Here is a 26,103-nt window from a genome sequence, read left to right as displayed (position 1 = left end):
CACCGCGTTCCCCGACCCGAGCACCGACTCCACCTGCTGACCGAGGAACGGCAGCATCACCGGATCGAACGCGGTGACATTCCCCCGCAGCCCATGCAGATCCGCCAGCAGCCCCACATCCTCCGGCCCCGCACCGCCGTCCACCGCGGCCACCACCGTGTTACGCGTCTGCTCCAGAGCATCCGCGACCGGCGTGTACTCCTCCACACCCCGCAACCGCTCACGATGCTCGTCAGACAGCTCCGCGAACCACGGCGACGAGGTGACCTCCGCCCACGTGACCTCCCGCCCCTCACCCGACCCATCGAACGCCACCAACACCGGACCCGAATCCGGAGAATTCCACGCCGCGTCCAGCCCTGGGAAGGCCGGCACCTGGGAGGTCTCACCGGCGGTATCGGTGACCACGGGCGCCGACTCGGTACTCGCGGTCACCGGCAGGTCATGCCCACGAGTGACGGTGACCACCCGGTACGGAGGCTGATGCCGGATCCGCAGCCGGACCCCACCGAGCTCGGTGTACTCCTGCACCCTGCCGCGGTCGTCCCTCCCCACCTCGACCGCCGGAACGTCCACGGACACCCGCAGCGGCACATACCCCGGCACATCCCGGTACAGCTCGTTGATCTCCTCGATCCCGGCCAGCAACTGGACCGACTGACTGTTCTCCGCCGCGGAGACCTCGTTGTCCAGCAGGATGTGAGCCGTGCTGTGATGCCCCAGCACGAACTCAAGACTGCGCGCCAGACCCGAAACACCACGATCCCGCGCCCACGGACCCGGATGCGGAACCACCAGATCCGTATGCGGCACATGGTGACCGAACCTCGCCACCGAATCCTGCACCAACACCGCACTGCCCGCACCCAGAGCGGCACCCACATGACGCTCCAGGAACGGCAGCATCACCGGGTCGAACGCGGTGACATTGCTCCGCAGTCCGTGCAGGTCCCGCAGCAGTGCCACATCCTCCGGACCCGCGCCGCCGTCCACCGCGGCCACCACCGTGTTCCGCGTCTGCTCCAGAGCGTCCTCGAGCAGCGTGTAGTCCTCCACACCCCGCAGCCGCTCACGATGCGCCGGATGCAACTCCGCAAACCACGCCGACGACGTGATCTCGTCCCAGGGGATTTCCCTCCCCTCACCCGACTCGTCGAAGGCCGCCAGCACCGGAGCGGGCTCCTCGCTCGCGGAGTCCGGGGAGTTCGCCGCGGTCATGCGTGGGAAGGGAACACCCGGCGCCGTGTAGAACCCCGCGAAAGGCGGACGGGCAGGCTTACTGACGGGCGAGGCGGGGGCCGGGACGGAAGTGGCCGGCAGAGGGTGGAAGGTGCGGAACTCCGGCTTCGCGCCGTCCTTGTCGTTGTAGAGGTGGATGACAGGGGTCCCGCCCTGCCCACCTTGCTCGTCCGCCAGGGCGAACTTGCCGGTCGGGGCGTGGACCGTCTTGCCGGTGAGATCGGCGATGATCTGCGCGGCGTTGATCCTGTTCCGGTACTCACCGATGGTGATGTCACGGCCGGAGTCGCAGGCGATCAGCGTGATGTCGGTGAAGCCCGCGAGGTCAGGATTGCCCTGGATCAGTTCGCCGAGTTCCTCGGCGCTGAAGATGTGAGTCCTGCCGTCGGCTCCCTCGACGCGGAAACCGCGCTCGTCGTAGTGCATGCCGAGGAAGAACGATCCCTCGACCCCGGGCGGCAGGTCCTGCCAGCTGTGAACTCGCCTGCCCTGTTCGTCCAGCCGCCACTGCAGGAACCGCTTCTGCTCGGAGAGCTTGCCGTAGTTCCGGCGCTTGGACAGGTCGGCCGCGTTGAAGGACACCTCGCCGATCACCTTGCCGGTGGCGGAGTCCTTTACCGGGTTGAAGACGGCCGGCGGATGACCCCAGTCCTTCCTCGTCCGCCTGGTGCGCGGCGGCGTCCGCCGCGACTGCCCCGGTCCGGTGGTTCCGGGGGCGGTGAAGGCGGCCTTCTGGCCGGGGGTGGGGCCGCTCTCCTGCCGGGACGCCGGAGTGACGGCCGAGGTCGGGATCTGAGCGGACGTGGTGACCCGGTCAGGGGTGCTGTTCGGCGTGGCCGTGGTGGTCTTCCCGGGGCCGCCGGGGACGTCGGCGGTGGTGGACGCCTTGTCGACGGGCTGGATGTGGACGCTGTACGGGCCGCTGGTGAGGACGGGATGGGCGGTCTTGGGGGTGATCGGCTGCGGTCCGGTGGAGGTGGGGGTGTGGAAGGTACCGGTTACGGGCCGGCCGGGCTGCTTGGAGTCGGTGGTGGGAGTGGGCGCGGGCGCCGCGGTGGTGGGAGTGGGCGCGGGCGCCGCGGTGGTGGGAGATGTGGCGCTGGAGGTGGGCGTGCTTGTGGTGGGCGCGATGGTGGGGCCCGTGCTGGTGGTGGAGATCGGCGTCGGCGCCGCCGGTCGGCCGGGCTGGGTGGAGGCGGGGGTCTGGGCCGCCGGGGTCTGGGCCGGGCCGGTGGTGGATGTGGGCGCCGGACCGGCGGTGGGCGGGGGCGTGGTGGTGGAGGGCGGGGGCGTGGTGCCGGTGGTCTGCTGCCGGGCGTCCGGCTGTCCCGGCGTCGCGCCGATGGTCTGCCCGGGCGTGTTCTGGTCGGGCGTGTTCTGACCAGTGACCGGTGTGGTGGTGTCCGGCGCGGGTTGTTCCGGCGCGAGGGGGGTGAAGGAAGCCGGGACGTCGGTCCGCCGACCAGTGGAGTCGGCCGGTGTCTGCCCCCGGTTCTGCCCCTGGCCCTGGGGCTGCCCCTGTGTCTGGGGCTGCCCCTGTGGCTGTACCGGGCTCTGCCCCTGGTTCTGGCCCGGGGCCGCGGTGGAAGGGAGGGAGGAAGGAGCAGGGGCCACTGCGCCGGGGGCAAGGGACGGCCCGCTGCCCGTGTCGACCGAAGGGTCCTTCACACCGGTCCGGACATCGTCGATGTCGGGCTCGGTGATCACCGTGTCCTCGCTGGTGACCGACCATGCGTCACTGTCGTCACTGAGATCGCTGTCGTCGGACAACGGGAGGGTGCTGTCATCGAAGCCGCTCGCGGCGGGGTTGTGGCCGGAGCCGGAGAAAGAAGAGCCGGAGGAGGACGGGGACGGGGTGAGCCCCGCACCGTTCATCCCACCAGTGCCACCCGTGCTCCCGGTACCGCCGACCTCACCGGTATCGCTGAGATCACTGACGTCGCTGTGGAACGAGACGTTGTCGCCGAAGTCGCTGAGGGAACTGACGTCGCTGTAGAGCGAGGCGTTGTCGTCGAAGCCGCTGCGGGAGCCGACGTCGCCGGGGGCGGGCGAGGAGTACGGCGGGACATGCGGCGCGGTGGGGGAAACGCCGGGGAGGTCGGGGCGGAGGACGGTGTCACCGTTCGCATACGGCGTCCCGTCGTTGAGGTCGTCGCGTCCGGTGCCGGTGGTGTGTGAGGCGGTCGGGGCGCCGGAGGTGGTCGGCGGCGGCTGGAAGGCGGGCAGCGGGCCGGGAAGGTTGACGTCGGCCGTGTCACCGCCGGCCCCGACGACGCCCACCGGACCCGGCTGGAACACACCAGTCCCGTCCGCCCCCGGCTGGAAGACGCCGTTGTACCCGCCGACGACCCCCGGGCCCAGCCCGAGTTCCGGCACGTCGGATCCGGAGGAGACCGTGGAGGGCTGCTTGCCGCCCGGGGTGTTGCCGGCGGAGAACTTGTCGTAGAAGGCGTCGGCGTTGTTGGTGTACTGCGGGCCGAAATTCTGGTTGAACTTGTGGGCCAGGAGCTCCGTGATTCTGATCGTCACATCGGCGGCCGCCTCGAACAGCACACCGCTGATACCGGCCTGCACGAAGGTGCTGGGCTTGAACTCCCACTTGCCGAAGACGACACCCTTGACGAACCACTCCGCGATCGACTCCGCGGCGCCCTCGTTGATGAAGGCCTCGGGGAACTGCAGCATTTCCTTGAACCACTGCGGCTTGTTGTCGAGGAAACTCTTCAGCCCCCAGCGGGCCGCCTCGCCCAGTATCCCGCCGATCAGACCTGCGGTCGCGCCGAAGAAGGCCGCGATCCCGATGTCCTTCCCGTCCAGATCCGTCCGCCTCCGGTCCGGGTTGTCCGGTGCGATCATCGAGGTCAGCTGCGCGGCCAGGGAGGTGAGGGCCTCCTCGATCGCCTCCGTGACCACGGTGGAGAAGATCGGGACCCGGCGCGACAGGCGCTGCATGATCAGCATCATCCGCAGCGCGGTACGGGCCTCGACCAGCGGGATCTGAGCGGCCGCCGCGCCACCGGAGAACGCCACCTCCACGGCGATCGCGGCCAGCTCGATCTTCATGAAGATGAATTCCCAGATGATCTCGTACTTGGCCTCGGCGAGCCGTCTGGAGTACTCCACCTGCCGCTCACCGGCCTTGTCCGCCTCATCTGCCAGCTCGCTGAGACGGTCCTTCCCGTCGTCGGAGACGAACTGCCGCATCGCTGCGGAGAACTGCTTCCCGATGGCAGGCGGAAGTGAGGTCTCGGCCCACGACAGCACGCGCTGGGCCAGGGCGCGGTACTCCCTGACCTCAGTCGCCAGATCGTGGTAGGGCATACGGCTGTCGTAGCCCAGGTCCTCGTTGCCGCGGGCGACGTTCGCCCCCAGCCAGACCTCCAAGAACTCCGCCAGTCCCGGCGGGAAGTTGATCGCCATCGGTGGTCGGTCAGCGCCTCACGTCGCCGTCGTCCCCGTCGCCCTGACGGTTGATGTCCTCCAGCGCGTCGTCCTGCGGCCTCCTGATGGCGTTCGCCTCGGCCGCCAGGGTCTCGACGACCCCGTCGGCCACCTGGTCGACGGTCCCGACCGCCCTCCCCAGCGCCTCCTTCGTCAGCCTCACCTGGGGGACCACGTTGTTGGCGAACTCGTCGTCGCCCTCCACTCCCCAGCAGCCCTCGTAGTACGAGGTGCCGTCCTCGAACCGCTGGATCATCCCCTTGCCGAGATGTATCAGCTGACGCAGTTCCCGGCTGCTGGCCAGGACCTCCTCGACATCGGCGGAGAACTCGCTCACCGTGAACCGTCCTTCGGCCGCCGCCGGTCGCCGGCGGGCTGCCCGGGCGCGGCGGACGGCAGCTCGTCGTCCTCGTGGATCTCGTCGTGGAACCGGCTGGAACGCCGCGGCTGCCGCTGGGAGTCGTCGTCGAGCAGCGAGCCGAACACCTGGCCCCAATCGACGCCCCGCACCTGCCGCGGGCTGCCGGCCGGGGCGCGCCTGGTGATCGGGTCGAGCACCTCCACCGCCGCGCGCGCCATGGCGGCACGGGCGGCGGTGAGGGCCTCCAGCACCGCGGTGGAGAGCTGTGCGGCGGCCATGGTCCGGTACTTGCCGTCGAGGAACTCCACGGCGGTCACCTCGCCCCGGCCGTTGACGGTGGCCTGCACCGACCGGTCGGACGAACGGGCGGTGTGCGTGGCGCTCTCCAGCCGCGCCTGGGCGGTGACCACGTCCTTCTCCAGCTGCTCGATCTCAGCCGTGGCCCTGGTGATGCGGTCCTCCAGTGAATCGCTCAACGCCCTCTCCCCTCTTCCCGGCCGGTTCTCATCGGCCCAGTGCCTGCGGTGCGCCGCCCTCGTCGGTGCCCCAGACGTCCTCGTCCTCGGCCAGCCAGGTGGTGCGCTCGCGGTCGCTGCTCTCGGTCTGCTGGCCTCCGTTGCCGCCGCCCATCGGGCCGCCCATGGGAGGCATGAACGGCATGCCGCTGCTGGTGGTCTGCGTTCCGCGCGGCGCCACCCGGTGCTCCTCGTCCACACCCGGGCCGCCCGCGGCCCGGACGGGACGGGCGATGGAGGTGTCCAGCACCTGGCGACCCCGCTCCCCCGAGGAGCCGCCGCCCGCGGCACCCGCACCGCCCATTCCGCCCATCATCGGCGGCATCATCGGCGCGCCGGGCGCGCCCGGCTGCGAGGAGCCGGCGCCGACCGCGGCGTCCTCGCGGCCCAGCGCGGCGGCGGGGGCGTCGGAGCCGTAGAGGTTGTCGCTGAAGGCCGCGGAGTAGGGGGAGTTCACGCCGGCTCCGACGGGAACGCCGGGCTCGGGGACGGGGGGCAGGTCCGCCAGGCGCTGCTGGATCAGCTCCCCGATGTTCTTGTCGCCGCCGTTCAGACGGTCCTGCTCGGCCTGGATCTCGGCCATTCGCTCGTCGTAGCGGGCCCGGGCGTCCCGGCGGGCCTCCTCGGCCTCGGCCCTGGCCTCCTGGCGGGCCTCGCGGGCGGCTTCCTTCTCCTGCTCGTACTCGGCCCTGGCCTGGTTCTGGGCCTCGTCGGCGGCGGCGATGGCCTCGGCCTCGGTCCGGTCGATCTCGGCGAGCCGGTCCTCGTACTGGGCGCGGGCCTCCTCCTGGCTGACGCGCCCCTCGTCCAGCTGCCGCTCGTACTCCGCCCTGGCCTCGGCGCGTTCGGCCTCCGCGTCGGTCCTGGCCTGCTCGCGCTGCTCCTCGGCGGCTTCCTTGGCCTGCTCGTACTCGCGGCGGGCCTCGGCCTCGCGCTCGTTGGCCTCCCGCTCGGCGGCGTCCCGTTCGGCGCGGACCTCGTTCTGCTCCCGCTGGAACTGCTCCTGGGCGTCGTTCTTGGCCTGCTCGGCCTCGTACCTGGCCTGGGCCTGCTCCTTGAGTGCCTCCCGGCGGAGCTCCTCCTGGGTGGCCTTGGCCTCCTCGCGCTCCTTCTCGGCCTCGCTGCGGGCCTCCTCCTGGGCGGCCCTGGCCTCGTTGCGGGCCTCCTCCTGCGCGGCCCTGGCCTCTTCCCGGTCCTGCTGCGCCTGCCGCTGGGCCTCCTCCTGCGCGGCCTTGGCCTCGTTGCGGGCCTCCTCCTGCGCGGCCTTGGCCTCGGCTTTCTCCTTCTCCTGCGCGGCCTTGGCCTCTTCCCGGTCCTGCTGCGCCTGCCGCTGGGCCTCCTCCTGGGCGGCCTTGGCCTCGTTGCGGGCCTCCTCCTGCGCGGCTTTGGCCTCGGCTTTCTCCTTCTCCTGCTCGGCCTTGGCCTCTTCCCGGTCCTGCTGCGCCTGCCGCTGGGCCTCCTCCTGCGCGGCCTTGGCCTCGGCCTTCTCCTTCTCCTGCTCGGCCTTGGCCGCCGCGCGGTCCTCCTCGGACTGCTTGCGCTGCCGCTCCTGCTCGGCCTTGGACTCGGCCCGCTGCTGGGCGGCGAACTGCGCCGCCAGGGCCTGCTGGTTCTGCGCTTCCTGCCGCTGCTTGTCCTGCTCGGCCTTGGCCTCTTCCCGGTCCTGCTCCGCCCGCTGCCGGGCCTCTTCCTGGGCCGCCTTGGCTTCTTCCCGGTCCTGCTGCGCCTGCCGCTGAGCTTCTTCCTGGGCGGCCTTGGCCTCGTTGCGGGCCTCCTCCTGGGCGGCCCTGGCCTCTTCCTGCGCCTTCTTCTGCTCGGCCTTGGCCTCTTCGCGGTCCTGCTGTGCCTGCCGCTGGGCCTCCTCCTGGGCCGCCTTGGCCGCCGCCCGGTCCTCCTCCGCCTGCCGCTTGGCCTCTTCGCGGTCCTGCTGTGCCTGCCGCTGGGCCTCCTCCTGCGCGGCCTTGGCCGCCGCCCGGTCCTCCTCGTATTCCTTCCTGCGCTTGTCCTGCTCCGCCTGGGCCGCCGCCCGGTCCTTCTCGTAGTCCTCCTTCTGCTTCTTGAGGAACTCCTCGTTGTCCTTCTTCTCCTTGGCCGCCTGCTCCTTGGCGGCGATGTCGGACAGCGAGCGCTTGTCCCTGTCGGTGAGTTCGGGGGCGAAGCTGTTCTTCGCGTCGTCGAACGCCTGCGCGATGTTCTTGATCGCGGTGGCGGAGATCTCGTTCAGGTGGGCGTCCGCGGCTTCTTCCCAGCCCTTGACGGCCTTCTCGCCGATCTTCTTCCAGGTCGCCATGTCGTCGGGCGGACCGTAGGGCTCGCCGTGGATGTAGATGCTGTTCTTGAACTCGGACTTGGCCACCACATACGTGTAGGTGGTGCTTCCACCGCCGTAGTGGGCGGTGTAGGAGGACTCGAAGTCGATCTTTTCGTACTGGTTGGTGAACAGCTCGTCGGTGGCCTTCTCCAGCAGGTCGTACAGCCAGCGCTGCGGGGACCGTACGGCGCTCCAGGCGTTCCAGGCGGTGATGAGGTTGTTCACCTCGGTGAGGATCGTCTGCTGGAGGCGGGCCAGGGCACGGCCGGGCGCGGTGCTGACGGCGTAGCCGTCGATGGTGACCTCGGTGGTCTGGGTGCCCTCGGCTCCCTCGCCGAGCTGCTTGACGTAGCCGCTGTAGTTGCGGGCCAGCTTCTCGATGAGTTCCCTGAAGATGCTCGCCCCGGTGCCGGCCCAGGACTCGCTGCCCTCACCGATCTCCTTCTTCTCCCAGCCCTCGACCGTCGTGGCGCTGTCCTGGAAGAACTTCACCGCCCGCTCGAAGGCCTTGGCGGTGTCGGTGAAGGAGGTCAGATCGACGTAGTCCTTGTCGCCCACGTCCAGTCCGCGGTTGGAGAAGCCCACGGTGGTGTAGTTGTCCCTGAGGTGCTGCAGCGCCAGGACCGACCCGTTGATGTACTGGGTCATGGGCTTGGTGCTCCACTTGACGTGCTCGCCCTCTTTGTTCCAGCCGCCCCCGTCCTTGAGGACCTTGCTGGTGAGCTCGACACCGGCGAGGATGTCCTCGCCGCTGGGGATCTTCTCGTTGATGGTCCCCAGGATGGTGATGTACGCGTAGTAGTGGCTGAGCGACCTTCCCGCCGCGACGTCTTCCGCCTGGTCGCCGGACGGCTTCATGAAGGGGATGATCAGGTCGGTGTTCTGCTTGCGCCACCCGATCACCGAGTAGAAGCCGGACTGGTTGCCGGAGTCACTGCCCCCCACCTTGTGCAGCCGCACGTGCATCAGGGGGATGTCCTCGTTGCCCTTGAGCTCCTCGAACAGCGTGTTGCGTGGCGGCAGGACATAGCCGGTGAGCATGTCGACTGCCATTTTCCAGTAGTCGTCGTTGTTGTTGAAGTCGTTCTCACTGGACACTGAGGGCTCCGCGGCGCGTTACGGGGCGGGGAAGGCCGGGCGGGGTTACGGCTGCCGGTCCGGATCAGTCGTCGTCATCGTCATCGTCATCGTCGTCGTAGTCGCCTCCGGAGTAGGTGCCTCCCCCCTCCATACCGGCGTCGACGTCGTCGAAGATGTCCATGAACGTCTCGGCGGTGATCTTGTCCAGGCTGCCCTTCTGGTTCTCCGTCAGCTCCTCGACGGTCTCCTCAAGGGCCTCCTCGATGTCGTCGAACAGGAGGCCGTGGTCCTTGATGACGGTTTCGATGGCGTCCGCGGCCGCCTGGATCTGCTCGTTCAGCCCGGCCCCCTCGACGCCGCTCTCGCCCGCCATCTTCCCGATCACCAGCGGACGGGTGGACAGGAGCGTGTCACTCTGCCGCTTCCCGACGGAGGAGATGGCCGGGCCGTCGCTCGGCGAGTCCTTGAGCATCTTCTCCAGGGCGGCCTTGAACTCGGTGATCTCCTCCTTGATGAAGTTCTTCAGGAACTCGCTGTCGAGCACCGTGGTCTTGTTCTCGGCCATGTCCTCACCTTCTGCCTGGCGGTGTCGGCACCACCGGCGTCCGCGCCGCGGGGTTCCCGCGCGACGCGGACGCTTACGTGTGCTGCATGTGCTGCATGTGGTGGCCGGGGGCCGGCTTCTCGCCCGGCACGGCGGGAAACCGGTGCCCCCGAACGGTGTGCGCCGTGGTCCGTCCGCGCCTCCCGCCCGCTCGCCCCGGGTCGTCGAGGGGGCTCGCGGAGCGGGAGTACGGCAGGGCCGTCCGGTGCGGAACGAAGGTCAGCGGCTGCCGATCGTGATGCTCGACCAGCGGTCGGAGAGGGCCTTCTCGGTGTAGCGGTAGTTGTCGGAGATGTCGGTCAGCAGGTGGGAGTTGCTGGCCAGCAGGTTCCTGATGTTCTGCACGGCCTGGTTCCAGTTGGCCTGCACCTGCCGGTAGACGTCGCTGTCCTCACCGATCCAGGTGTTCTTCAGCTCGGTCAGCTCCATCTCGAGGTTCTCGATGATGCTCATGATGGCCTGTGACTGTTCGACCATGTCGTCGGCCGCGTTCTCCGCGTGCCGGTAGTCGATGTAGATGTAGCCGTCGCTCAGGTTCACGGGGTCCTCGATTCACCGCGGGTGCGGGCAGGGGGACGGTCGCCGCCTGTGGGCGGGGCGGGGACCGGCGGAAGTGGCGGGTCGGCGGTGGACGCGCCGACGGGGCGGGGCTCGGCGTGCGGTGGGAGCACGCCGGGGCCGGAAGGTCAGCCGCCGAGCGGCTTGAGGCGCTCGTCCGAGCTGAAGTTCGAGGAGGACGTCCCCGGCTCGCCCGCGGGAGGCGGGTTCAGCTCGTCGAACACCGAGGTGGAGCGGTTGTACTGCTCGTTGATGACCTCGTTGGAGGAGCCCTGCGTCAGGCCGTGCTCGCGCAGGGTCTCGTTCAGCTCGTCGACCATCCGGTCCAGGTTGAGCAGGATCGTGTCGACGTTGCGGTCCCACTCGTCCAGGAGCTTTCCGAAGGCTCCACCGTCGCTGCCGCCGTACGAGGTGCCGAGGTTCTGGCGGGTGCCCTGGACGTCCTGCTGACAGCGCTGGACCCCCTTGAAGGCCATGCTGAGGGCCTCAATCCCGTTCCGGGTGGATTCCTCCGTGGACTGCTGCAAAGACATGGGGGGTTCCCCTTTTCTCCACTGATTCGCCCCGTCGCAACCGAGTAAAAGCCGCGCGCGGCAGCGTACGGGGCCGCTCTTGCCGCGACAGGCCCACGACAGGGAATAGGGCCATTGAGTCGGAGCAGATGATAAGCACGCCCGAACGAGCCGCGCAAACACTCCCGTGCCGCCACCACCTTTACCCAATTGCTCACCTGAGCAGAATTTTCGGGAATTCCTTGCTCGAACGAGCGGACGGCGCACACGAAGGCGGTCACAGCGGACATAAAGCCGCCGGCGGAGCCGGTGGCACGGCAGCGGTTGCCACCCGGCGTTGCCCGAGTGGCCCCGGTATCGTTGCCCGCCGCCCACCTCCGCGGCGCGAACGGGCTACCGCTTCTCCCGGTCGGGACGCACGCAGCGCACCGAGATGCGCGGCTCGCCGGTAGTGGCGGCCTCCTTGGTCAGATCGGGGCCGGTGGGCAGCATCGACAGCACGTGCGCGGGCAGGGTCCGTTCCTCCGCGCCGCCGTACCCCAGCGCCTCGACGGCCTCCTTGGAGAGCAGCCGGTGTTTGACGCCGGTGTCGGTGACCAGGAACGTGGTGTCCCCCAGGGTGCTTCCGGCCGCGCTCAGCGCCCGTACCAGCACCCCGGCGCCGGGCCGTACCGAGACGGCGTCCACCGGCAGGCAGGCCGGTTCGAACTCCGGCTCGGGGGCCTGGACGGGGTCGCCCAGCACCGTCTCGGGCAGTATCGCGGTGCCCACCCGGGCACTGCCGCCGGCGGACGCGACGTCCGCGCACACCGTCTGGTCCGGGGCGGCCCGGACGGGCTCGGGCGGAGTGGGCGGCAGCCCGGCCTCGTCCCCGGACCCGGCGGCGCCGGGGGCCAGATGACCGGTGAGGGCGTCGGTTCCGAGGGTGGGCACCTGCGTCTCGCCGCCGCCGTAGGCCTCCTCGGCGGTACGCGGGTCGCCCAGGACGAGCGCGGCGACGGTGTCGCTGAGCGGCACCAGCCCCTCCTTGCCCAGCAGGTGGTACCGGGGTTCGGAGCCGGGCACGTCCACCCGGAAGACCTGGCCGACCCGGGTGGCCCGCCCGCCCAGGCGCGGACCGTCCTCGCCCCGGCCGGGCACCTCGGGCGGGGCCAGGTCGGGCCCCTGGGGGAAGGCGTCCAGGAAGGCCGCGGAGACCGGGCGGGGGGTGACGGATCCGTAGCCCAGCGCCCGGACGGCGTCGGCCTTCTCGTCCAGCCGCAGCCTGCTGCCCTGCCACAGCAGGTACGCCCGGCCGTCGGGACCGGTGACGAGCACCCCGCCGCCGTCGCCCGGCCGCCGCGCCCCGGAGATGTCCTCGACCTTCCCGGCGCCGATGGCCAGGGCGGTGCGGGCCCGGGGCTCGCCCGTCTCGGTGGGCTCGGTGACCGAGCACACCAGCCAGGGGCCGGTCTCCAGCTCGCCGCCGCCGGGCAGCGCGTCGGGTGCGCCGGGGACGCCCACCGGGGTGCCGTGGGGGGTGTCGCCCAGGGAGGAGGTGCCCACCGAGGAGACCTCGGGGGCACCGCCGGTGATCAGCCGGGCGGACGCGTAGTTGCGCACCGGGCGCAGCCGGCCGTCCAGGTACAGGTAGGAGGCTCCGGTCTGCTTGTCGACCACGAGCTTGCCCTCGGCCTTCCAGGTGGTGTTCCCACCGGGTTTGAGCAGGCCGAAGACGAAGGCGCCGGCACACACCAGCACCGCGATGATCAGTCCGATCGCGGCCCCGCGGTTGGTGCGGCCCGACGGGCTCTCGGGGTCGTCGGGGTCCGCGCGCAGCATGGCCGAGGCCAGGCGGCCCATCACGAACAGGTGGGCCTGTACTTGGTCGCGTTTGTTCTGCATCGGTGAAGTGAGGTTCCCGGGTCTGGTGGACGGTGGAGTGGGCCGGGGCAGGCCGTTCGGCCGGGGTCAGCCGTTGAGGCCGCGCAGCAGGCCGTAGACGCCCACCGACCACAGCATCAGCGGCAGCATGCTGATGGCGGCCGCGGAGTGCAGCAGTTCGGCCGCCCGGCCCCAGTAGGGCACCAGCCGGCGGCCGGGCACCGTCCACGAGGCGATCGCCAGGGTCGCGGTCAGGCCCAGCAGGGCGACGGCCACCGCCAGCCGGTCACCGCCGTCCAGCCGCTGGGCCCCGGCGTACACCAGCAGGGCCGCTCCCCAGGCACCGGCGGCGGTCAGGGACAGCCGCTGCCAGACGTTGCCCAGACCCCGGCTGTGCAGCAGCAGCAGGAGGGACAGGGCCACCGTGACACAGATCTCGGCCCATTCGGGATCGGCGGTCAGCGCGATCAGGCAGGGCAGGCACACCAGGGCGATGGCGCCGTAGAAGGCGGTCATCCAGCCGTCGGCCAGGATGGAACGGGTCTCGACCTCGTCGGTGGGGTACGGGTCGATGCCCTCCTGGAGCTGCTGGACGTTGGTGGGCAGCGGCGGCATCCGCATTCCCGCCAGCCGGAAGGACAGCGAGGGGACGAAGCCGCCGAAGAGCACCACCACCACCGCCACCACGCTGGCGGCCCGTTCGCTGGTCAGCCCTGTCAGCAGCAGGCCGGCGCCGATGGCGCCGGCCACCGCGACCGCGACCACGCCCAGGAACAGCGCCGGATAGGTGCCCACCGCCGCCAGGGCCAGGACGGCCGCGCCGGCGGCGGCGGCCGAGGCGGCCAGGGGGACGTTGCCCAGGGCGGGGGCGTCGCCCGGCAGCAGCCAGCCGGCCAGGGCGAAGTACGGGACGGCCGCCATGCCCAGCACGGCCGCGGCACCGGTGTCGCCCACCGCGCGGGAGGCCGAGCCGGCCCCGGCGATCAGCAGCAGCCCGAAGACGGCGGCGGCCAGGGCCCGTATCCAGGCGTCGGCCCCGTTCTGGGCGAGCAGCACCAGGCCCAGGGCGAGGGTGGCGCCGACCAGGCCGTGCAGCAGACGGCGGCTGGCCAGCGGGCTCCAGCCGTGCGGGCGGCCGCGCATGGTGGTGGAGATGCCGTCCACCAGGTCGTCCAGATGGACCTCGGGCAGGGCCTCCTCGCGGGGCCGCAGATGCAGCACCTCGCCGTCGCGCAGGTTGAGGGAGTCCAGGGTACTCTCGGGGTCCAGCGGTGGACCGCCCAGGCGCTGGAGCACCCAGCCGCCGTGTTCCAGCCCGGACTCCTCCAGCTCCTCCCCTCCGTAGCCGATCACTGTGGGCAGCAGATCGGCGACGGGCACATCGGCCGGCACGGCCAGGTCGATGGTGCGGGCGGGAGCCCGTACGGTCAGGCGGCACAGGGCCGCGGTCCGGGTGTCAGTCATGGTCGTGGTTCGCGCTTCCTGGCAGACCGCGCATTGTCGCGGTGGCATGGGAAAAACCGGTGAAAAGGGGCGGACACACCGTCCGGCGGCCGGGTGCGGGGGCCGGACGGCGTGGCACGTGCCGGTGAGTTTGACCGGCGGCCGCCCTATTGTGCAACGTCCGGTGCGTCTCACGGACCACCGTACAAAGACCCTGTGCCGTCGGCCGGGCGGGGAAAGGGGCAGGGGAAGTTGCCCTTTTAACCCTCCCCGGCTCGACCGGCTGCCCCAAGGCTTCCCTATTCTATGCCCCGTCCGCACCCGGCCGACGGGTATCGGCGGGCCGGCCGGGGAATCCCGGTGTTTTCCCGCTCCGCACTCCGGGGCGGAACCGGGCATCCTGTTCCTTGCCGGAAAGCCGGCCGGAAAACCACGAGAAAAGGACGTTTTCGTTGAGCGTGATCCTGTTCCGCAGGCCGGCCCGGCGGCGCGGCCCGGACATGCCGTCCGGGGAGCTGAGCCTCCAGGAACCGCCGACGCTCCCGGAAGTGACGCCCGACTCCTCGGCGGTGTGGACCTACCTGCCGATGGCGCTGATGTCGGTGTCGATGATGCTGATGTTCATGCGGCCGGGCATGACCCGCGGCGGCGGCAGCTTCATCTACCTGGCGCTGGGTCTGATGGTGGTGGCCTCCGCGGCGATGATGCTGGGCCAGATCATGCGCCGCAACGCCGAGCGCAAGCAGCGGCTGAAGGGTGAGCGCCGCGACTACCTGCGCTACCTGGGCCAGGTGCGGCGCAAGGTGCGCTCGGCCGTCGCCGACCAGCAGAAGGCCCTGGCCTGGCGCCACCCCCACCCCCACACGCTGGAGTGCCTGGTGCGCACCACCCGGCTGTGGGAGCGCCGTGCCACCGACGAGGACTTCGCCGAGGTCCGCATGGGCGTGGGCGACCAGCGCATGGCGCTGAAGCTGAGCCCGCTGTCCACCAAGCCCGTCGAGGACCTGGAGCCGCTCTCGGCCCACGCGCTGCGCAGCTTCACCCGCGCCTACTCCACCGTCCCCGACCAGCCCATCGCGATCTACCTGCGGGCCTGGTCCAAGGTCCTCTTCCGCGGTGAGGCCGAGGCGGTGCGCGCCATGGTCCGCGGCATGCTGGCCCAGCTCGCGGTCTTCCACTCCCCCGAGGACGTGTGGATCGCGCTGTGCGTGTCCGACGAGCGGCGCGAGCAGTGGGAGTGGGCCAAGTGGCTGCCGCACAGCCTCCACCGGCACGAGCAGGACGGCGCCGGCCCGGTGCGGATGATCGTCTCGGCCTTCGGCGAGCTGGAGAACCTGCTGGGCGCGGAGTTCACCGAGCGCCCCGCCGCCGACCCGGACGCCCAGGCCGGCCGGGAGGAGCCCTTCACCGTCGTCGTCATCGACGGCGTCACCGTCCCCGCCGGCCACCGCTTCGACTCCATGGGCTTCCGCAACGCGGTGGTCCTGGACGTCGACGGGGCGCTGACCTGGCGTCCCGGCCGCACCACCCTCCGTCTGGAGGTCGAGGACGGCCAGGTGGCGCTGGTCCGCACCGACCGGGAACGCAAGGAGCAGACCACCTCCCTGGGCGCCCCCGACGCCCTGGGACCGGTCACCGCCGAGGCCCTGGCCCGGCTGCTGGCCCCCTACCGGATGAACACCGGGGGCGTGGACGCCACCCAGCCGCTGTCCAGCGACGTGGAACTCACCACCCTGCTGGGCATCCCCGACCTGTACCGGCACGATCCGCCCACCCTGTGGGAGCGGCACACCGGCAGCGCCCGGCTGCGGGTGCCCATCGCCGTCAGCGCCGAGGGCACCCCGGTGGAGCTGGACATCAAGGAGTCCGCGCAGGGCGGCACCGGACCGCACGGCATGCTCATCGGCGCCACCGGCTCCGGCAAGAGCGAACTGCTGCGCACCCTGGTGCTGGCCCTCGCCCTGACCAACTCCTCCGAGACCCTCAACTTCGTCCTGGTGGACTTCAAGGGCGGCGCCACCTTCCTGGGCCTGGACGAGCTGCCCCACACCTCGGCGGTCATCACCAACCTGGCCGACGAGGTCTCCCTGGTGGCCCGCATGCAGGACGCCCTGCACGGTGAGCTGATCCGCCGCCAGGAGCTGCTGCGCGCGGCCGGCAACTACACCTCCGCCCTGGAGTACGAGAAGGCCCGCGCCGCCGGCACCCCGCTCCAGCCGCTGCCCAGTCTGTTCGTCGTCGTCGACGAGTTCAGCGAACTGCTCGCCGCGCACCGCGAGTTCATGGACCTGTTCGTGGTGATCGGCCGGCTGGGCCGCTCCCTGGGCGTCCATCTGCTGCTGGCCTCCCAGCGCCTGGACGAGGGCCGTATCCACCAGCTGGAGGGCCATCTGTCCTACCGCGTCGGTCTGCGCACCTTCTCCGCCATGGAGAGCCGCGGCGTCCTCGGTGTCCCCGACGCCTACGAGCTGCCGTCGCAGCCGGGCAGCGGCTACCTCAAGAGCGGTGTGGACGCCCTCACCCGCTTCCGCGCCGCCTACGTCTCCGGCCCCTACAAGCAGCGCCGGATCACCGAGCCCTCCCAGGTGGCCAGTCAGGTGGTGCCCTGGTCCTCCGGCTGGGTGGTGCCGCGCGCCCGGGTCGACGCCGACGCCCCGCAGCCGGAGGAGCCCGAGACGGACGGGCCGGAGGACGGGGACGAGAGCGAGGAGGAGAACGCGCAGAGCCTGCTGTCGGTGGCCGTGGAGCGGCTGCGCGACTCCGGCCCGCCCGCCCACCAGGTGTGGCTGCCGCCGCTGGACACCCCGCCCACCCTCGACCAGCTGCTGCCGCCGCTCGTTCCCGACCCCCACCTGGGCCTGACCACCGCCGACTGGCCGCTGCGGGGCAGGCTGACCGTCCCGATCGGCATCGTCGACAAGCCCTTCGAGCAGCTGCGCGACCTGCTGACGGTGAACCTGTCCGGGGCCGGCGGCCATGTCGCCATCGCCGGCGGCCCGCAGAGCGGCAAGAGCACCATGGTCCGCACCCTGATCACCGCGCTGGCACTGACCCACACCCCCCGCGAGGTGCAGTTCTACTGCCTGGACTTCGGCGGCGGCACCCTGGTCGGGCTGACCGGCCTGCCGCACGTGTCCGGGGTCGCCACCCGGGTGGACACCGAGCGGGTGAGCCGCACCGTCTCCGAGGTCACCTCGCTGCTGGCCCGGCGCGAGAAGTTCTTCCTGGACAACGGCATCGACTCCATGGCCACCTACCGCCGCCGGCGCGCGAACGGTGAGTTCGCCGACGAGCCCCACGGTGACGTCTTCCTCGTCGTCGACGGCTGGTCCACCGTCCGCCAGGACCTCGACCGGCAGGTTCCCACCTTCAACGCGCTGGCGGCCCGCGGCCTGAACTACGGCATCCACCTGGTCGTCACCACCGCCCGCTGGGTGGAGCTGTCCGCCGGGGTCCGCGACCAGGCCGGCACCAAGCTGGAACTGCGCATGGGCGACGCGATGGACTCCCAGGTCGGCTCGCGCGTGGCCGCCTCCGTCCCCCGCGTCCCCGGGCGCGGCCTGACCACCGACAAGTTCCACTACCTCACCGCGCTGCCCCGTATCGACGGCGTCGAGGACGCCGAGGACCTCGCCGAGGGCGTCGAGTCACTGGTGGCCGCCGTCACCGAGAGCTGGACGGGCCCGGCCGCCCCGGCGGTGCGGATGCTGCCCGCCACTCTGGCCGTGACCGAACTGCCCGCCGCCGCCGAGGGCGAGTACAACCTGCGCGTCCCCCTCGGCCTGGAGGAGAACCAGCTCTCGCCGGTCTGGCACGACTTCTCCGAGAGCCCCCACCTGCTCGTGGTCGGCGACACCGAGTGCGGCAAGACCAACCTGCTGCGGGTGATCGCCAGGGCCATCACCGGCACCTACTCCCCCGCCCAGGCCCGCGTCATGACCGTGGACTACCGCCGCGAGCTGGTCGAGGCCGTGCCCGAGGAGTACCGCCTGGGGCACGCGGTCTCCATGGACGCCCTGAAGGAGTTCGTCGACGGCGCGGCCCGCGCCATCAAGCAGCGCATCCCCGGCGAGGACATCGCCCCCGCCCGCATGCGGCGCTCCGACTGGTGGCAGGGGCCGCGGCTGTTCATCCTGGTCGACGACTACGACATGATCGGCTCCGGCCCGATGAACCAGCCCTTCGCCCCGCTCTACGACCACCTCGCCCTCGGCCACGAGGTCGGCCTGCACGTGATCGTCTCCCGTTCCGCCGCCGGTGTCGGGCGCGGTCTGAACGATCCGCTGCTGCGCCGCATGCTGGAGGTCAACACCCCCGCCCTGCTGATGTCCTGCCCGCCCGGCGAGGGCTATCTCTTCGGCAACATCAAGGGGCGCGAGCTCATCCCGGGACGGGCTCTGCGGATCGCCCGCCGCAAGAGCCTGCAGGTCCAGACACCGCTGCTGGAGGAGGCCCGGTGACCGGGGCCCGGGCGAGCGGACGCCCGGCGGGCCCCGCGGGGTGCCGCCCGGGCACGGCCGCCCGGGAGCGCTCCCGGGCCCGGCGGGGACGCCCCGGGCACCTGGTACCGCGGTTCTCCCGGCGGGTCTCCCCGGCCGGGGAGACCCGGGACCGCTCCGGGGTGCGACGCTCCCCCTGGGCCCGGCGGCCCGGGAGGTACCCCCGCCCCGGCTGCCCCCGGGGAACGCCCCCTTCCGGCGCCACCGGAACCGTCCGGGGACGCCCGGAGCGAGGACGGCCCCCCGCCGGGCCGGGCCTCCCCCGCGCCCGGCGGGAACACCCACTGCGGGGCACCGCCCGGCAGACCTGTCCGGCCACCGCCCCGGCAGGCGGCGGCCCGGCCCGGCGTCCGGCGCCGTTCACCCGTCCCGCGTCCCCGGGGGTTCCCCCCGGCTGCCGACCGGGGGGAACCCCCGGGGACGCGCGGGCACGGGACGGAAGGGGATCCGTGCACCCCGGCGAGGACACCGTCGGCGGAACCGCGCCCGAACCCGTCCCGGCCACGCCGACCCGAGGGGGCCGCGGAGCGGACGGGAGCCGCCGGGCGGGGCCCGGCGCCCGGTCCGTGGCCTCCGGCGGGTCCGCGGCGTCGGCCACCGTGTCCCGCCGCGCCGCCGCGTCCTCCGGACAGGTCCCGGTACGGGGGCCGCGGCGTTCCCCCCGCGCAAGGCGGGCGGGCCCGCCACCGGCCGCGGGGCGGCCCTCAGCCCGAGCCGGGCAGACCGGGCGGCGTCCAGCGGCGGGCCCGCCCCCGGGGGAGCACCACCGCCAGGGCGGCGAGCAACGCCACCACCCCCGCCGAGACGGCGGCCACGGTGAGTGCCGTGACGCGCGGCCCGGGGTCGGCCGGGGGCCGCACCCGGGCGGCGGGCGGGGCGGCGTACTCGCCCATCTCGGCCGTGGTCAGGGAGAGCGCGGCGTAGGGGTCCACCCGCTTCGGGTTGGCGGGGTAGCCGGTGGCCGTCAGCCGCCGGCCGACCTCGGCGGCGCTCAGTTCCGGATGGCGCTCGCGCACCAGTGCCGCGGCCCCGGCGACGCAGGCGGCCGCCAGCGAGGCGCCGGAGGCGATGTAGTGGCCGTCCCCGTCCGGTCCGGCGCTGACCATCGACGCCCCCGGTGCCGCCAGATCGGGGTCGTGGGAGGGCGGCGCGTCGCGCTGCCGCAGCCCGTCGGGGCCGAACTCGACCACCGCCAGCGCCTCGGGCACCGCCGCCGGCCAGTACGGCCCGCGCGGGGGCTGCCCGCCGTTCGCCTCCACCTCCTCGCGCGACACGGCGTCGGGCGCGGCCGGGGCGACCACCAGGGCGTCCTTGTCCGCGGCGTGCTCGACGGCGGCGGTCAGCTCCGCGCGGCCGGTGCGCAGCGCGTGGCCGACGTAGATGACGTCCGCGCCGCGGTCGGCGGCCTCCCGGATGCCGGCGGCGACCAGTTCCGGGGAGGGCACCCCGCGGTCGTCGGTGCCCTTGAGGGCAAGGATGTCTGCCCCGGGGGCCACCCCCGTGACGCCGCTGTCGGGACGTACGGCCCCGGCGATGAGCGCCGCGGCGAAGCTGCCGTGCCCCGCGCAGTCCTGTCCGGCTGCCCCCTCGGCCGTCACCCGGCCCTTCAGCCCGGGGACGCCGGGCGCCACGCCGGTGTCGACGACGGCCACCGTCACGCCGCTGCCGTCGGCCAGCCGGTGGGCCCGGGACAGGCCGAGGACCGGGACGGCCCACGGGGCGCCGGTGGCCTTCTGCGAGGAGGGCCCGGTGCACGGCTGCCCCTCCCCCAGCCGCACCGGCAGCGGCGGCAGCAGTGTCACGCTCCCCTCCCCGGAGGAGGGCTGCGACGCGCCGGGCGAGGGCTCGGCCCGCGCCACCGGGGCGGTTCCGGCCGCGGCCACCACGGCGGCGGCCAGGACGGCGGCCAGGAGGGGCGTGCGCTTGGCGGGGATGCTCGACATGGCGCGCATGATAGGCACGCTCCCGCGGCGTGCGCCGGTGACCGCGGTGCCCGCCGGGGCGGGTGGCCGGGTACGGCATACTCCGTCCTGAGCTGCCATCGGGCCCGCCCCGCACGGCGCCGTCCACCCACCCGTCCCCCGCTACCGGTTCTCCCCCCGCACCCTCTCCGCGCACCCGCACACACCGCGGCGGGCGGCAGCGACGATCCCCAGGAGGTTCAAGGCGCGTGTCACGGCAGTTGCTGACGGTCGGCTCCCAGGGGCCAGGCGCTTTCGCCACCATCGGTGAAGCCCTGACCCAGGCCCGTACCGGGGCGGTCATCCGCGTCGGTCCCGGCCGCTACCCCGAGAACCTGGAGATCACCACCCGGGTGACCCTGGTCGGCGAGGGCTCCCCGGACCAGGTGGAGATCTGTCCGCGCCGGGGCAGCGCGGTCAGCCTGCGGGCCGACGCGGTGCTGCTCACCGGGCTGACGCTGCGCGGGTTCGACAAGGACAACCCGGTGCTGGACGTCCCCGCCGGCCAGGTGGCGCTGGACGGCTGCACCGTCAACGGGGCCGGCTGGACCGCGCTGCTGACCCGCGGCTCCGGCTCCCTGGCCGTCCGCGGCTGCCGCATCACCAATCCCGGCGGTGCCGGGATCGTGGAGACCTCCCAGTCCCCGAGCACCATTGAGGACTGCGTCTTCGACAACTTCGGCACCTCCGCGGTGGTCATCGGCGAGCAGGGCCGCCCCACCGTGCGCGGCTGCCGGATGCGCGGCGCGCGCGGCAACGGCATCCTGGCCAACGGCGAGTCCGCCGGCGTGATCGAGGACTGCGACATCTCCGGCAGCGACAAGCCCGCCATCGCCCTGGAGGGCCACAGCTCCACCCGCGTGGTGCGCACCACCGTCCACGACACCGCCGTCGGGCTGCTGGTCACCAGCGTCGCCCGGCCCGAGGTGGAGGACACCATCTTCGAGGCGATCTCCACCAACGCCGTCGTCATCACCGGCGGCGCCGACCCTCATCTGCGGCGCTGCACCACCCGCCGCACCCAGCAGAGCGGACTGCTGGTGATGGACCGCTCCCGGGGCGTCCTGGAGGAGTGCGTCTTCCAGGACGCGCGGAACGAGCCGGCCGTCCGCGTCACCGAGGGCAGTTCCCCGCTGCTGCGCGACACGACGGTGCGCGACTGCGGGCACGAGGCCGGCGCGGTGGTCCTCGAACAGGACTCGGTGGCCGAGTTCGACCGGCTGACCGTCACCGGCGCGGCCGGGGTGGGCGTGGCCGTCCGCTCCGCGGCCGACCCGCTGCTGCGGCACGTCCGCATCGCCGGCACCGGCGGCCACGGCATCGAGGCCGCCGACGACGGGCGCGGGCGCTTCGAGCACTGCGAGGTCGAGGACGCCGGCGCGGCGGCCGTGCACATATCCGACGACGCCCGGCCCCGCATCAGCGACAGCGTGCTGAGCTCCCCCGCGGCGGCGGGCGTGGTCTTCGGCAAGGGCGCCCTGGGCGAGCTGCGCGACTGCCGTGTCACCGGCAGCGGCGAGGCGGGCGTCACCGTGGACGACGGCGCCGAGGCCGCCCTGGAGCGGCTGCGGGTGGAGGAGCCGGGCGCCCACGGCATCCACCTGCTGCGCGGCGCCCGCGCCGAGATCACCGACTGCACCGTCACCGGGGCCAGGGGCGACGGCGTCCGCGCCGACACCGACCAGCCCCTCACCCTCACCGGCTGCACCGTGCGCGAGAACCGCGGCGCCGGTCTGAAGCAGACCCGTCCCGGCGAGCACGTCACCGTCGAGCACCTGATCAGCACCGACAACGGCGCCGAGGACGCCTGGGGCGAGAACGCCGCCGTCGGCGCCGCCGACACCGGTTCCGGCTCCGGTTCCTCCGGCGGCTCCGCCGGCCCGCTGGAGGAGCTGGAGACCCTCACCGGTCTGGAGAACGTCAAGCACCAGGTCCGCACCCTGGTCAACCTCAACCAGCTCGCCGAGCGCCGCCGGCGGCTGGGCATGCCCGTCGCCTCGATGAGCCGCCATCTGGTGTTCGCCGGACCGCCCGGCACCGGCAAGACCACCGTCGCCCGGCTGTACGGCGCCATCCTGGCGGAGCTGGGCGTGCTGCGCAGCGGTCATCTGGTGGAGGTCTCCCGCGCCGACCTGGTCGCCCAGGTCATCGGCGGCACCGCCATCAAGACCACCGAGGCGTTCAACAGCGCGCTGGGCGGGGTGCTGTTCATCGACGAGGCCTACACCCTCACCCCCGACGGCGCGGCCTCCAACGACTTCGGCCGCGAGGCCGTGGACACCCTGCTGAAGCTCATGGAGGACCACCGCGACGACGTGGTGGTCATCGCCGCCGGATACTCCGAGCAGATGGCGTCCTTCCTGTCCGCCAACCCCGGCATGGCCTCCCGTTTCACCCGCACCGTGGAGTTCGCCAACTACTCGGTGGACGACCTGGTCACCATCACCGAGAGCATGTGCGCCCGCCACCAGTACGTGCTGGGGCCGGGCACCCGCGAGGCCCTGGCCGTCCACTTCGAGCAGATGACCCGGGACGAGACCTTCGGCAACGGCCGCGCCGCCCGCGGTGTCTTCGAGGAGATGATCGACCGCCAGGCCTTCCGGCTCGCCACCATGACCGACCCCGGCGAGGACGACCTGACGCTGCTGCTGCCGCAGGACATCAGCGAGGCCGCCGCCGCGGTCGCGAGCGGCACCGCCGAGGAGGGCGGGCAGGAGCCCGGTCCGCTGGAGCGGCTGGAGGCCATGGTGGGCCTGGGTGCGGTCAAACGCGAGGTCACCGACCTGGTCAGCCTGCTGTCCACCGCCCGGCAGCGGGCCGCGGCCGGGCTGCCCGCCCCGAAGCTCAGCAACCACCTGGTCTTCACCGGCCCGCCCGGCACCGGCAAGACCACCGTCGCCCGGCTCTACGCCGAACTGCTGCACTCCCTGGGCGTGCTGCGCTCGGACCGCCTGGTGGAGGTGGCCCGTGCCGACCTGGTCGGCCAGTACGTCGGCCACACCGCCCAGCTCACCAAGGAGGTCTTCACCAGCGCGCTGGGCGGGGTGCTGTTCATCGACGAGGCCTACACCCTCACCCCCGAGGGCGGCTCCGGCAACGACTTCGGCCGCGAGGCCGTGGACACCCTGCTGAAGCTCATGGAGGACCACCGCGACGACGTGGTGGTCATCGTCGCCGGGTACACCGCCGAGATGGACCGCTTCCTGGCCTCCAACCCCGGCCTGGCCTCGCGGTTCTCCCGGACCGTGGAGTTCGAGGACTACAGCACCGACGAGCTGGTCACCATCATCGGCCACCACGCGGCCGCCTCCGGCTACGAGTGCGCCCCGGACACCCTGGCCGCGCTGCGCGCCCATGTGGACGCCATCCCGCGGGACCGTTCCTTCGGCAACGCCCGGCTGGCCCGCCGTCTGCTGGAGAACATGATCACCCGGCAGGCCCGGCGGCTCGCCGGCCTGGACCTGCCCAGTGTCACCGATCTCAAGACCCTGCTCCCGCGGGACCTGCCGGACGCGCCCGTGCCCGCGTCGCGGCGGGCCGTCCGGTGAGCACCCGGTGAACACCGGCGGCGGCCGTCAGGACACGGTGGCCGGGGACGCCCCGGCCATCCCCTCCGGCGCGGTCCTCCCCCGGGCCCTGCGCTCCCGGGCCGCACGGGACTGGCTGCCCTCGCTGGCCCTGGCCGTCGCACAACTGCTGTGGTGGCCGCTGGACGCGCTGCGGCACCCCGGCTCGGCGGGTGCGGTGCCGGTGGGGGCGGGGCTGCTGGCGGTGGCGCTGGCGGCGGTGCTGCTGGCCCGGCGGCGGCGGGCGCCGGTCCATGTGCTGGCCGCTGTCACGGCCTTGGCGGCCGTCGCGCCGTCCGTGTCGTTCCCGGGCGCGCTGGACGTGTTCGCCGGGGCCGGGGCGGCTCTGGCCCTGTACACGGTGGCGGTGCGGTACGACGCCCCCACCGCCCTGATCGCGGGTCTGACCCAGCTGTGCTGGCAGCTGGTGTGGTCCGCCGGTCTGCACGGCACCGGCGGGGGCGCCGCCTTCCTGCTGGTCATGGTGCCGCAGGTGGCCGCTCTCGGCGCCGGGCTGAGCCGGCGCCGGCTGCTGCTGGCGCGCCGCGCCGCGGCGGCGCGGCAGGCCGAGGCCGAGCAGGCCCGGCTGCGGGCGGCCGACGACGAACGCCACCGGCTGGCCCGCGAGCTGCACGACGTCAGCGCCCACCATCTGACCTCGGTGGTGGTCTCGGCGGAGGCGGCCCGCCGGCTGGGCGGCTCCCGTCCCGAACTGACCGCCGAGGCGCTGCGGGCCTCGGCCGACGACGGGCGCGCCACCCTGTCCTCGCTGCGCGAACTGGTGGCCGTGATGGACACCCTCCAGCAGGGGGAGCCCTCCCGGGTGTGGCGGCGCAGGATCGAGGAACTGGCCGCCGGTTTCGCCAAGCTGGGCCGGCCGGTCCGGGTGGAGCTGGCCGCGGAGCTGCCGGGGCCGACGGGCGAGACCGCCTTCGGCATCGTGCGCGAGGCACTGACGAACACGCTGCGTCACGCCCCCGGGAGCGATGTCCGGGTCACGGTGCGGCGGCACCGGGGCGTGCTGGAGGTGGTCGTCGACAACGACGCCCCCGACAGCGGCGCGAGCGGCGGTACGGGCGGCGGCGCGGTGCGCGGCCTGGGATCCGGACGCGGCCTGGCGGGGCTGCGCCGGCGCGCGGCGGAGGCCGGGGGACGGCTGGAGGCCGGACCGCGGTCCGGCGGCGGCTGGCGGGTGCGTGCCGAGCTGCCCGCTCCCGGCACGGCACCGCGGGGCGGGCGGCTGCCCCTCCCGGCCGGCCGGCGGGTGGCCCAGGTGGTCGTCGCGCTCCTGGCCTTCTTCAACCCGCTGGTGCCCGTGCTGATGAACGTCCCGGAGGAGCGGGGCCCGTACGACCCGGCGGCCGACACCCTGTACCTGCTGCTGCTGTCCGTCCACGCCCTGCCGCTGCTGTGGCGGCGGCGCGCCCCGCTGGCGGCGCTGGCCGCCGCCCTGGCGTCGGCGCTGCTGTGGCCCGCGGCCGCCGGCTACGGGGCGCTGCCCGCACCGCTGCTGCCGGCGCTGTGGGCGGGCGCGGCGGTGGAGGGCGCGGTGGTGTACACCCTGGCGGCGCACGGCCGTCACGGCGGGCGGGCACGGTGGACCGTGGCCGTCGCCGGCTGTGTCCTGGGGGCGGTGGTGGGCGCGACCGCGGCCGCCGGTGAGCTGCTGCCGCACCGCTTCGGGCCGGCGGCGTACCTGCTGCTGACCGCGGTGGCGGCCGGCGTCCTGACCCTGCTGTTCGCACTGGTGTGGCGGACGGGGGCCGCCACGCGCGACCGGCGTTCCCGGGCCGCGGCCCGGGAGCGGGCCGAACTCGACGCGACGGTGCGGCAGGCGGAGCGGGCGGCGCGGGCCCAGCGGGAGCATGTCGCCGCCGGGCTGCGGGAGGCCGTCATGGAGCGGGCGGAACGGGTGGTGCGCCACGCCGAGGAGGGACGGCTGGCGGAGGTGGCCGCCGAGGCCCGCGCGGCGCTGGCCGCCATGCGGGAGCTGCTGGCCACCCTGCACGAACCGGGCCGGGAGGGCGCGGGCTCCGGCGCCGGAGACGCCGGGAACGCCGGGAACACCGCGCCTTCCCTCGCCGGCGTCGCGGCCGGAGCGGCGCGGAACGAGACGGCGAACGCCGGGTGACCGGGCGGAACGGGTGGTG

At 72.9% G+C, this 26,103-nt stretch carries 13 protein-coding genes; 3 read left to right on the top strand and 10 right to left on the bottom strand.

The features are described from left to right. From CUT44_RS23160 to eccD, 9 genes are all read right to left on the bottom strand, one after another. Nucleotides 1–4,659 (bottom strand): WXG100-like domain-containing protein (locus CUT44_RS23160; protein WP_199185806.1); only part of this gene is annotated, 4,659 nt, incomplete at its 3' end. Between the two features lie 10 nt (nucleotides 4,660–4,669). Beyond that, nucleotides 4,670–5,017 carry a hypothetical protein gene (locus tag CUT44_RS23155; RefSeq protein WP_100203866.1) on the bottom strand — a complete coding sequence of 116 codons (348 nt, stop codon included), beginning with the start codon at nucleotides 5,015–5,017 and terminating at the stop codon, nucleotides 4,670–4,672. Continuing rightward, a complete protein-coding gene (locus CUT44_RS23150; RefSeq protein ID WP_100203865.1) occupies nucleotides 5,014–5,517 on the bottom strand; it encodes a YbaB/EbfC family nucleoid-associated protein in 504 nt (167 codons plus the stop codon). Before CUT44_RS23150 ends, CUT44_RS23155 begins: the two co-directional genes overlap by 4 nt. A 28-nt stretch (nucleotides 5,518–5,545) precedes the next feature. Continuing rightward, nucleotides 5,546–8,965: an AAWKG family protein gene (locus tag CUT44_RS34580; RefSeq protein WP_100203864.1), complete on the bottom strand. Its 3,420-nt coding sequence runs from the start codon at nucleotides 8,963–8,965 to the stop codon at nucleotides 5,546–5,548. Between the two features lie 64 nt (nucleotides 8,966–9,029). Continuing rightward, nucleotides 9,030–9,512 (bottom strand): type VII secretion system-associated protein, encoded by a 483-nt coding sequence (locus CUT44_RS23140; RefSeq protein ID WP_100203863.1) that lies wholly within the window; start codon nucleotides 9,510–9,512, stop codon nucleotides 9,030–9,032. A 258-nt stretch (nucleotides 9,513–9,770) separates the two neighbouring features. Then, nucleotides 9,771–10,091 carry a WXG100 family type VII secretion target gene (locus CUT44_RS23135; protein WP_199185805.1) on the bottom strand — a complete coding sequence of 107 codons (321 nt, stop codon included), beginning with the start codon at nucleotides 10,089–10,091 and terminating at the stop codon, nucleotides 9,771–9,773. A gap of 146 nt (nucleotides 10,092–10,237) precedes the next feature. Continuing rightward, nucleotides 10,238–10,642, bottom strand: coding sequence for a WXG100 family type VII secretion target (locus tag CUT44_RS23130; protein WP_233221590.1), 405 nt, complete (start codon nucleotides 10,640–10,642; stop codon nucleotides 10,238–10,240). A 372-nt stretch (nucleotides 10,643–11,014) separates the two neighbouring features. Further along, nucleotides 11,015–12,505, bottom strand: a complete 1,491-nt coding sequence (eccB, locus tag CUT44_RS23125) for a type VII secretion protein EccB (protein WP_100203861.1) — start codon at nucleotides 12,503–12,505, stop codon at nucleotides 11,015–11,017. A 66-nt stretch (nucleotides 12,506–12,571) separates the two neighbouring features. Next, a complete protein-coding gene (gene eccD / locus CUT44_RS23120; protein ID WP_100203860.1) occupies nucleotides 12,572–13,948 on the bottom strand; it encodes a type VII secretion integral membrane protein EccD in 1,377 nt (458 codons plus the stop codon). A 431-nt stretch (nucleotides 13,949–14,379) separates the two neighbouring features. Between eccD and eccCa the strand changes: the two genes are divergently transcribed. Further along, on the top strand, nucleotides 14,380–18,387 hold the full coding sequence (gene eccCa, locus CUT44_RS23115; RefSeq protein WP_408646781.1) for a type VII secretion protein EccCa: 4,008 nt from the start codon (nucleotides 14,380–14,382) through the stop codon (nucleotides 18,385–18,387). Nucleotides 18,388–19,130: 743 nt separating this feature from the next. Here the strand turns inward: eccCa and CUT44_RS23105 are convergent. Beyond that, nucleotides 19,131–20,369 carry a S8 family serine peptidase gene (locus tag CUT44_RS23105; RefSeq protein ID WP_233221589.1) on the bottom strand — a complete coding sequence of 413 codons (1,239 nt, stop codon included), beginning with the start codon at nucleotides 20,367–20,369 and terminating at the stop codon, nucleotides 19,131–19,133. A 227-nt stretch (nucleotides 20,370–20,596) separates the two neighbouring features. Between CUT44_RS23105 and CUT44_RS23100 the strand changes: the two genes are divergently transcribed. Beyond that, nucleotides 20,597–23,935, top strand: a complete 3,339-nt coding sequence (locus tag CUT44_RS23100; RefSeq protein ID WP_100203858.1) for a right-handed parallel beta-helix repeat-containing protein — start codon at nucleotides 20,597–20,599, stop codon at nucleotides 23,933–23,935. A 7-nt stretch (nucleotides 23,936–23,942) separates the two neighbouring features. Then, a complete protein-coding gene (locus CUT44_RS23095) occupies nucleotides 23,943–26,084 on the top strand; it encodes a sensor histidine kinase (protein ID WP_100203857.1) in 2,142 nt (713 codons plus the stop codon). The last annotated feature ends 19 nt before the right edge of the window (nucleotides 26,085–26,103 follow it).

Source organism: Streptomyces carminius, from assembly GCF_002794255.1.
In the GTDB taxonomy this organism is placed as follows: domain Bacteria; phylum Actinomycetota; class Actinomycetes; order Streptomycetales; family Streptomycetaceae; genus Streptomyces; species Streptomyces carminius.
The sequence above is the reverse complement of the archived record's forward strand: the minus strand, read 5'-3'. Positions and strand labels throughout refer to the sequence as shown.

What these genes read in the sequence shown, in the direction of transcription:
- CUT44_RS23140 (WP_100203863.1), bottom strand. Translation starts at nt 9,512, where the DNA reads ATGGCCGAGAACAAGACCACGGTGCTCGACAGCGAGTTCCTGAAGAAC.
- eccD (WP_100203860.1), bottom strand. Translation starts at nt 13,948, where the DNA reads ATGACTGACACCCGGACCGCGGCCCTGTGCCGCCTGACCGTACGGGCT.
- CUT44_RS23130 (WP_233221590.1), bottom strand. Translation starts at nt 10,642, where the DNA reads ATGTCTTTGCAGCAGTCCACGGAGGAATCCACCCGGAACGGGATTGAG.
- CUT44_RS23105 (WP_233221589.1), bottom strand. Translation starts at nt 20,369, where the DNA reads ATGTCGAGCATCCCCGCCAAGCGCACGCCCCTCCTGGCCGCCGTCCTG.
- eccB (WP_100203861.1), bottom strand. Translation starts at nt 12,505, where the DNA reads ATGCAGAACAAACGCGACCAAGTACAGGCCCACCTGTTCGTGATGGGC.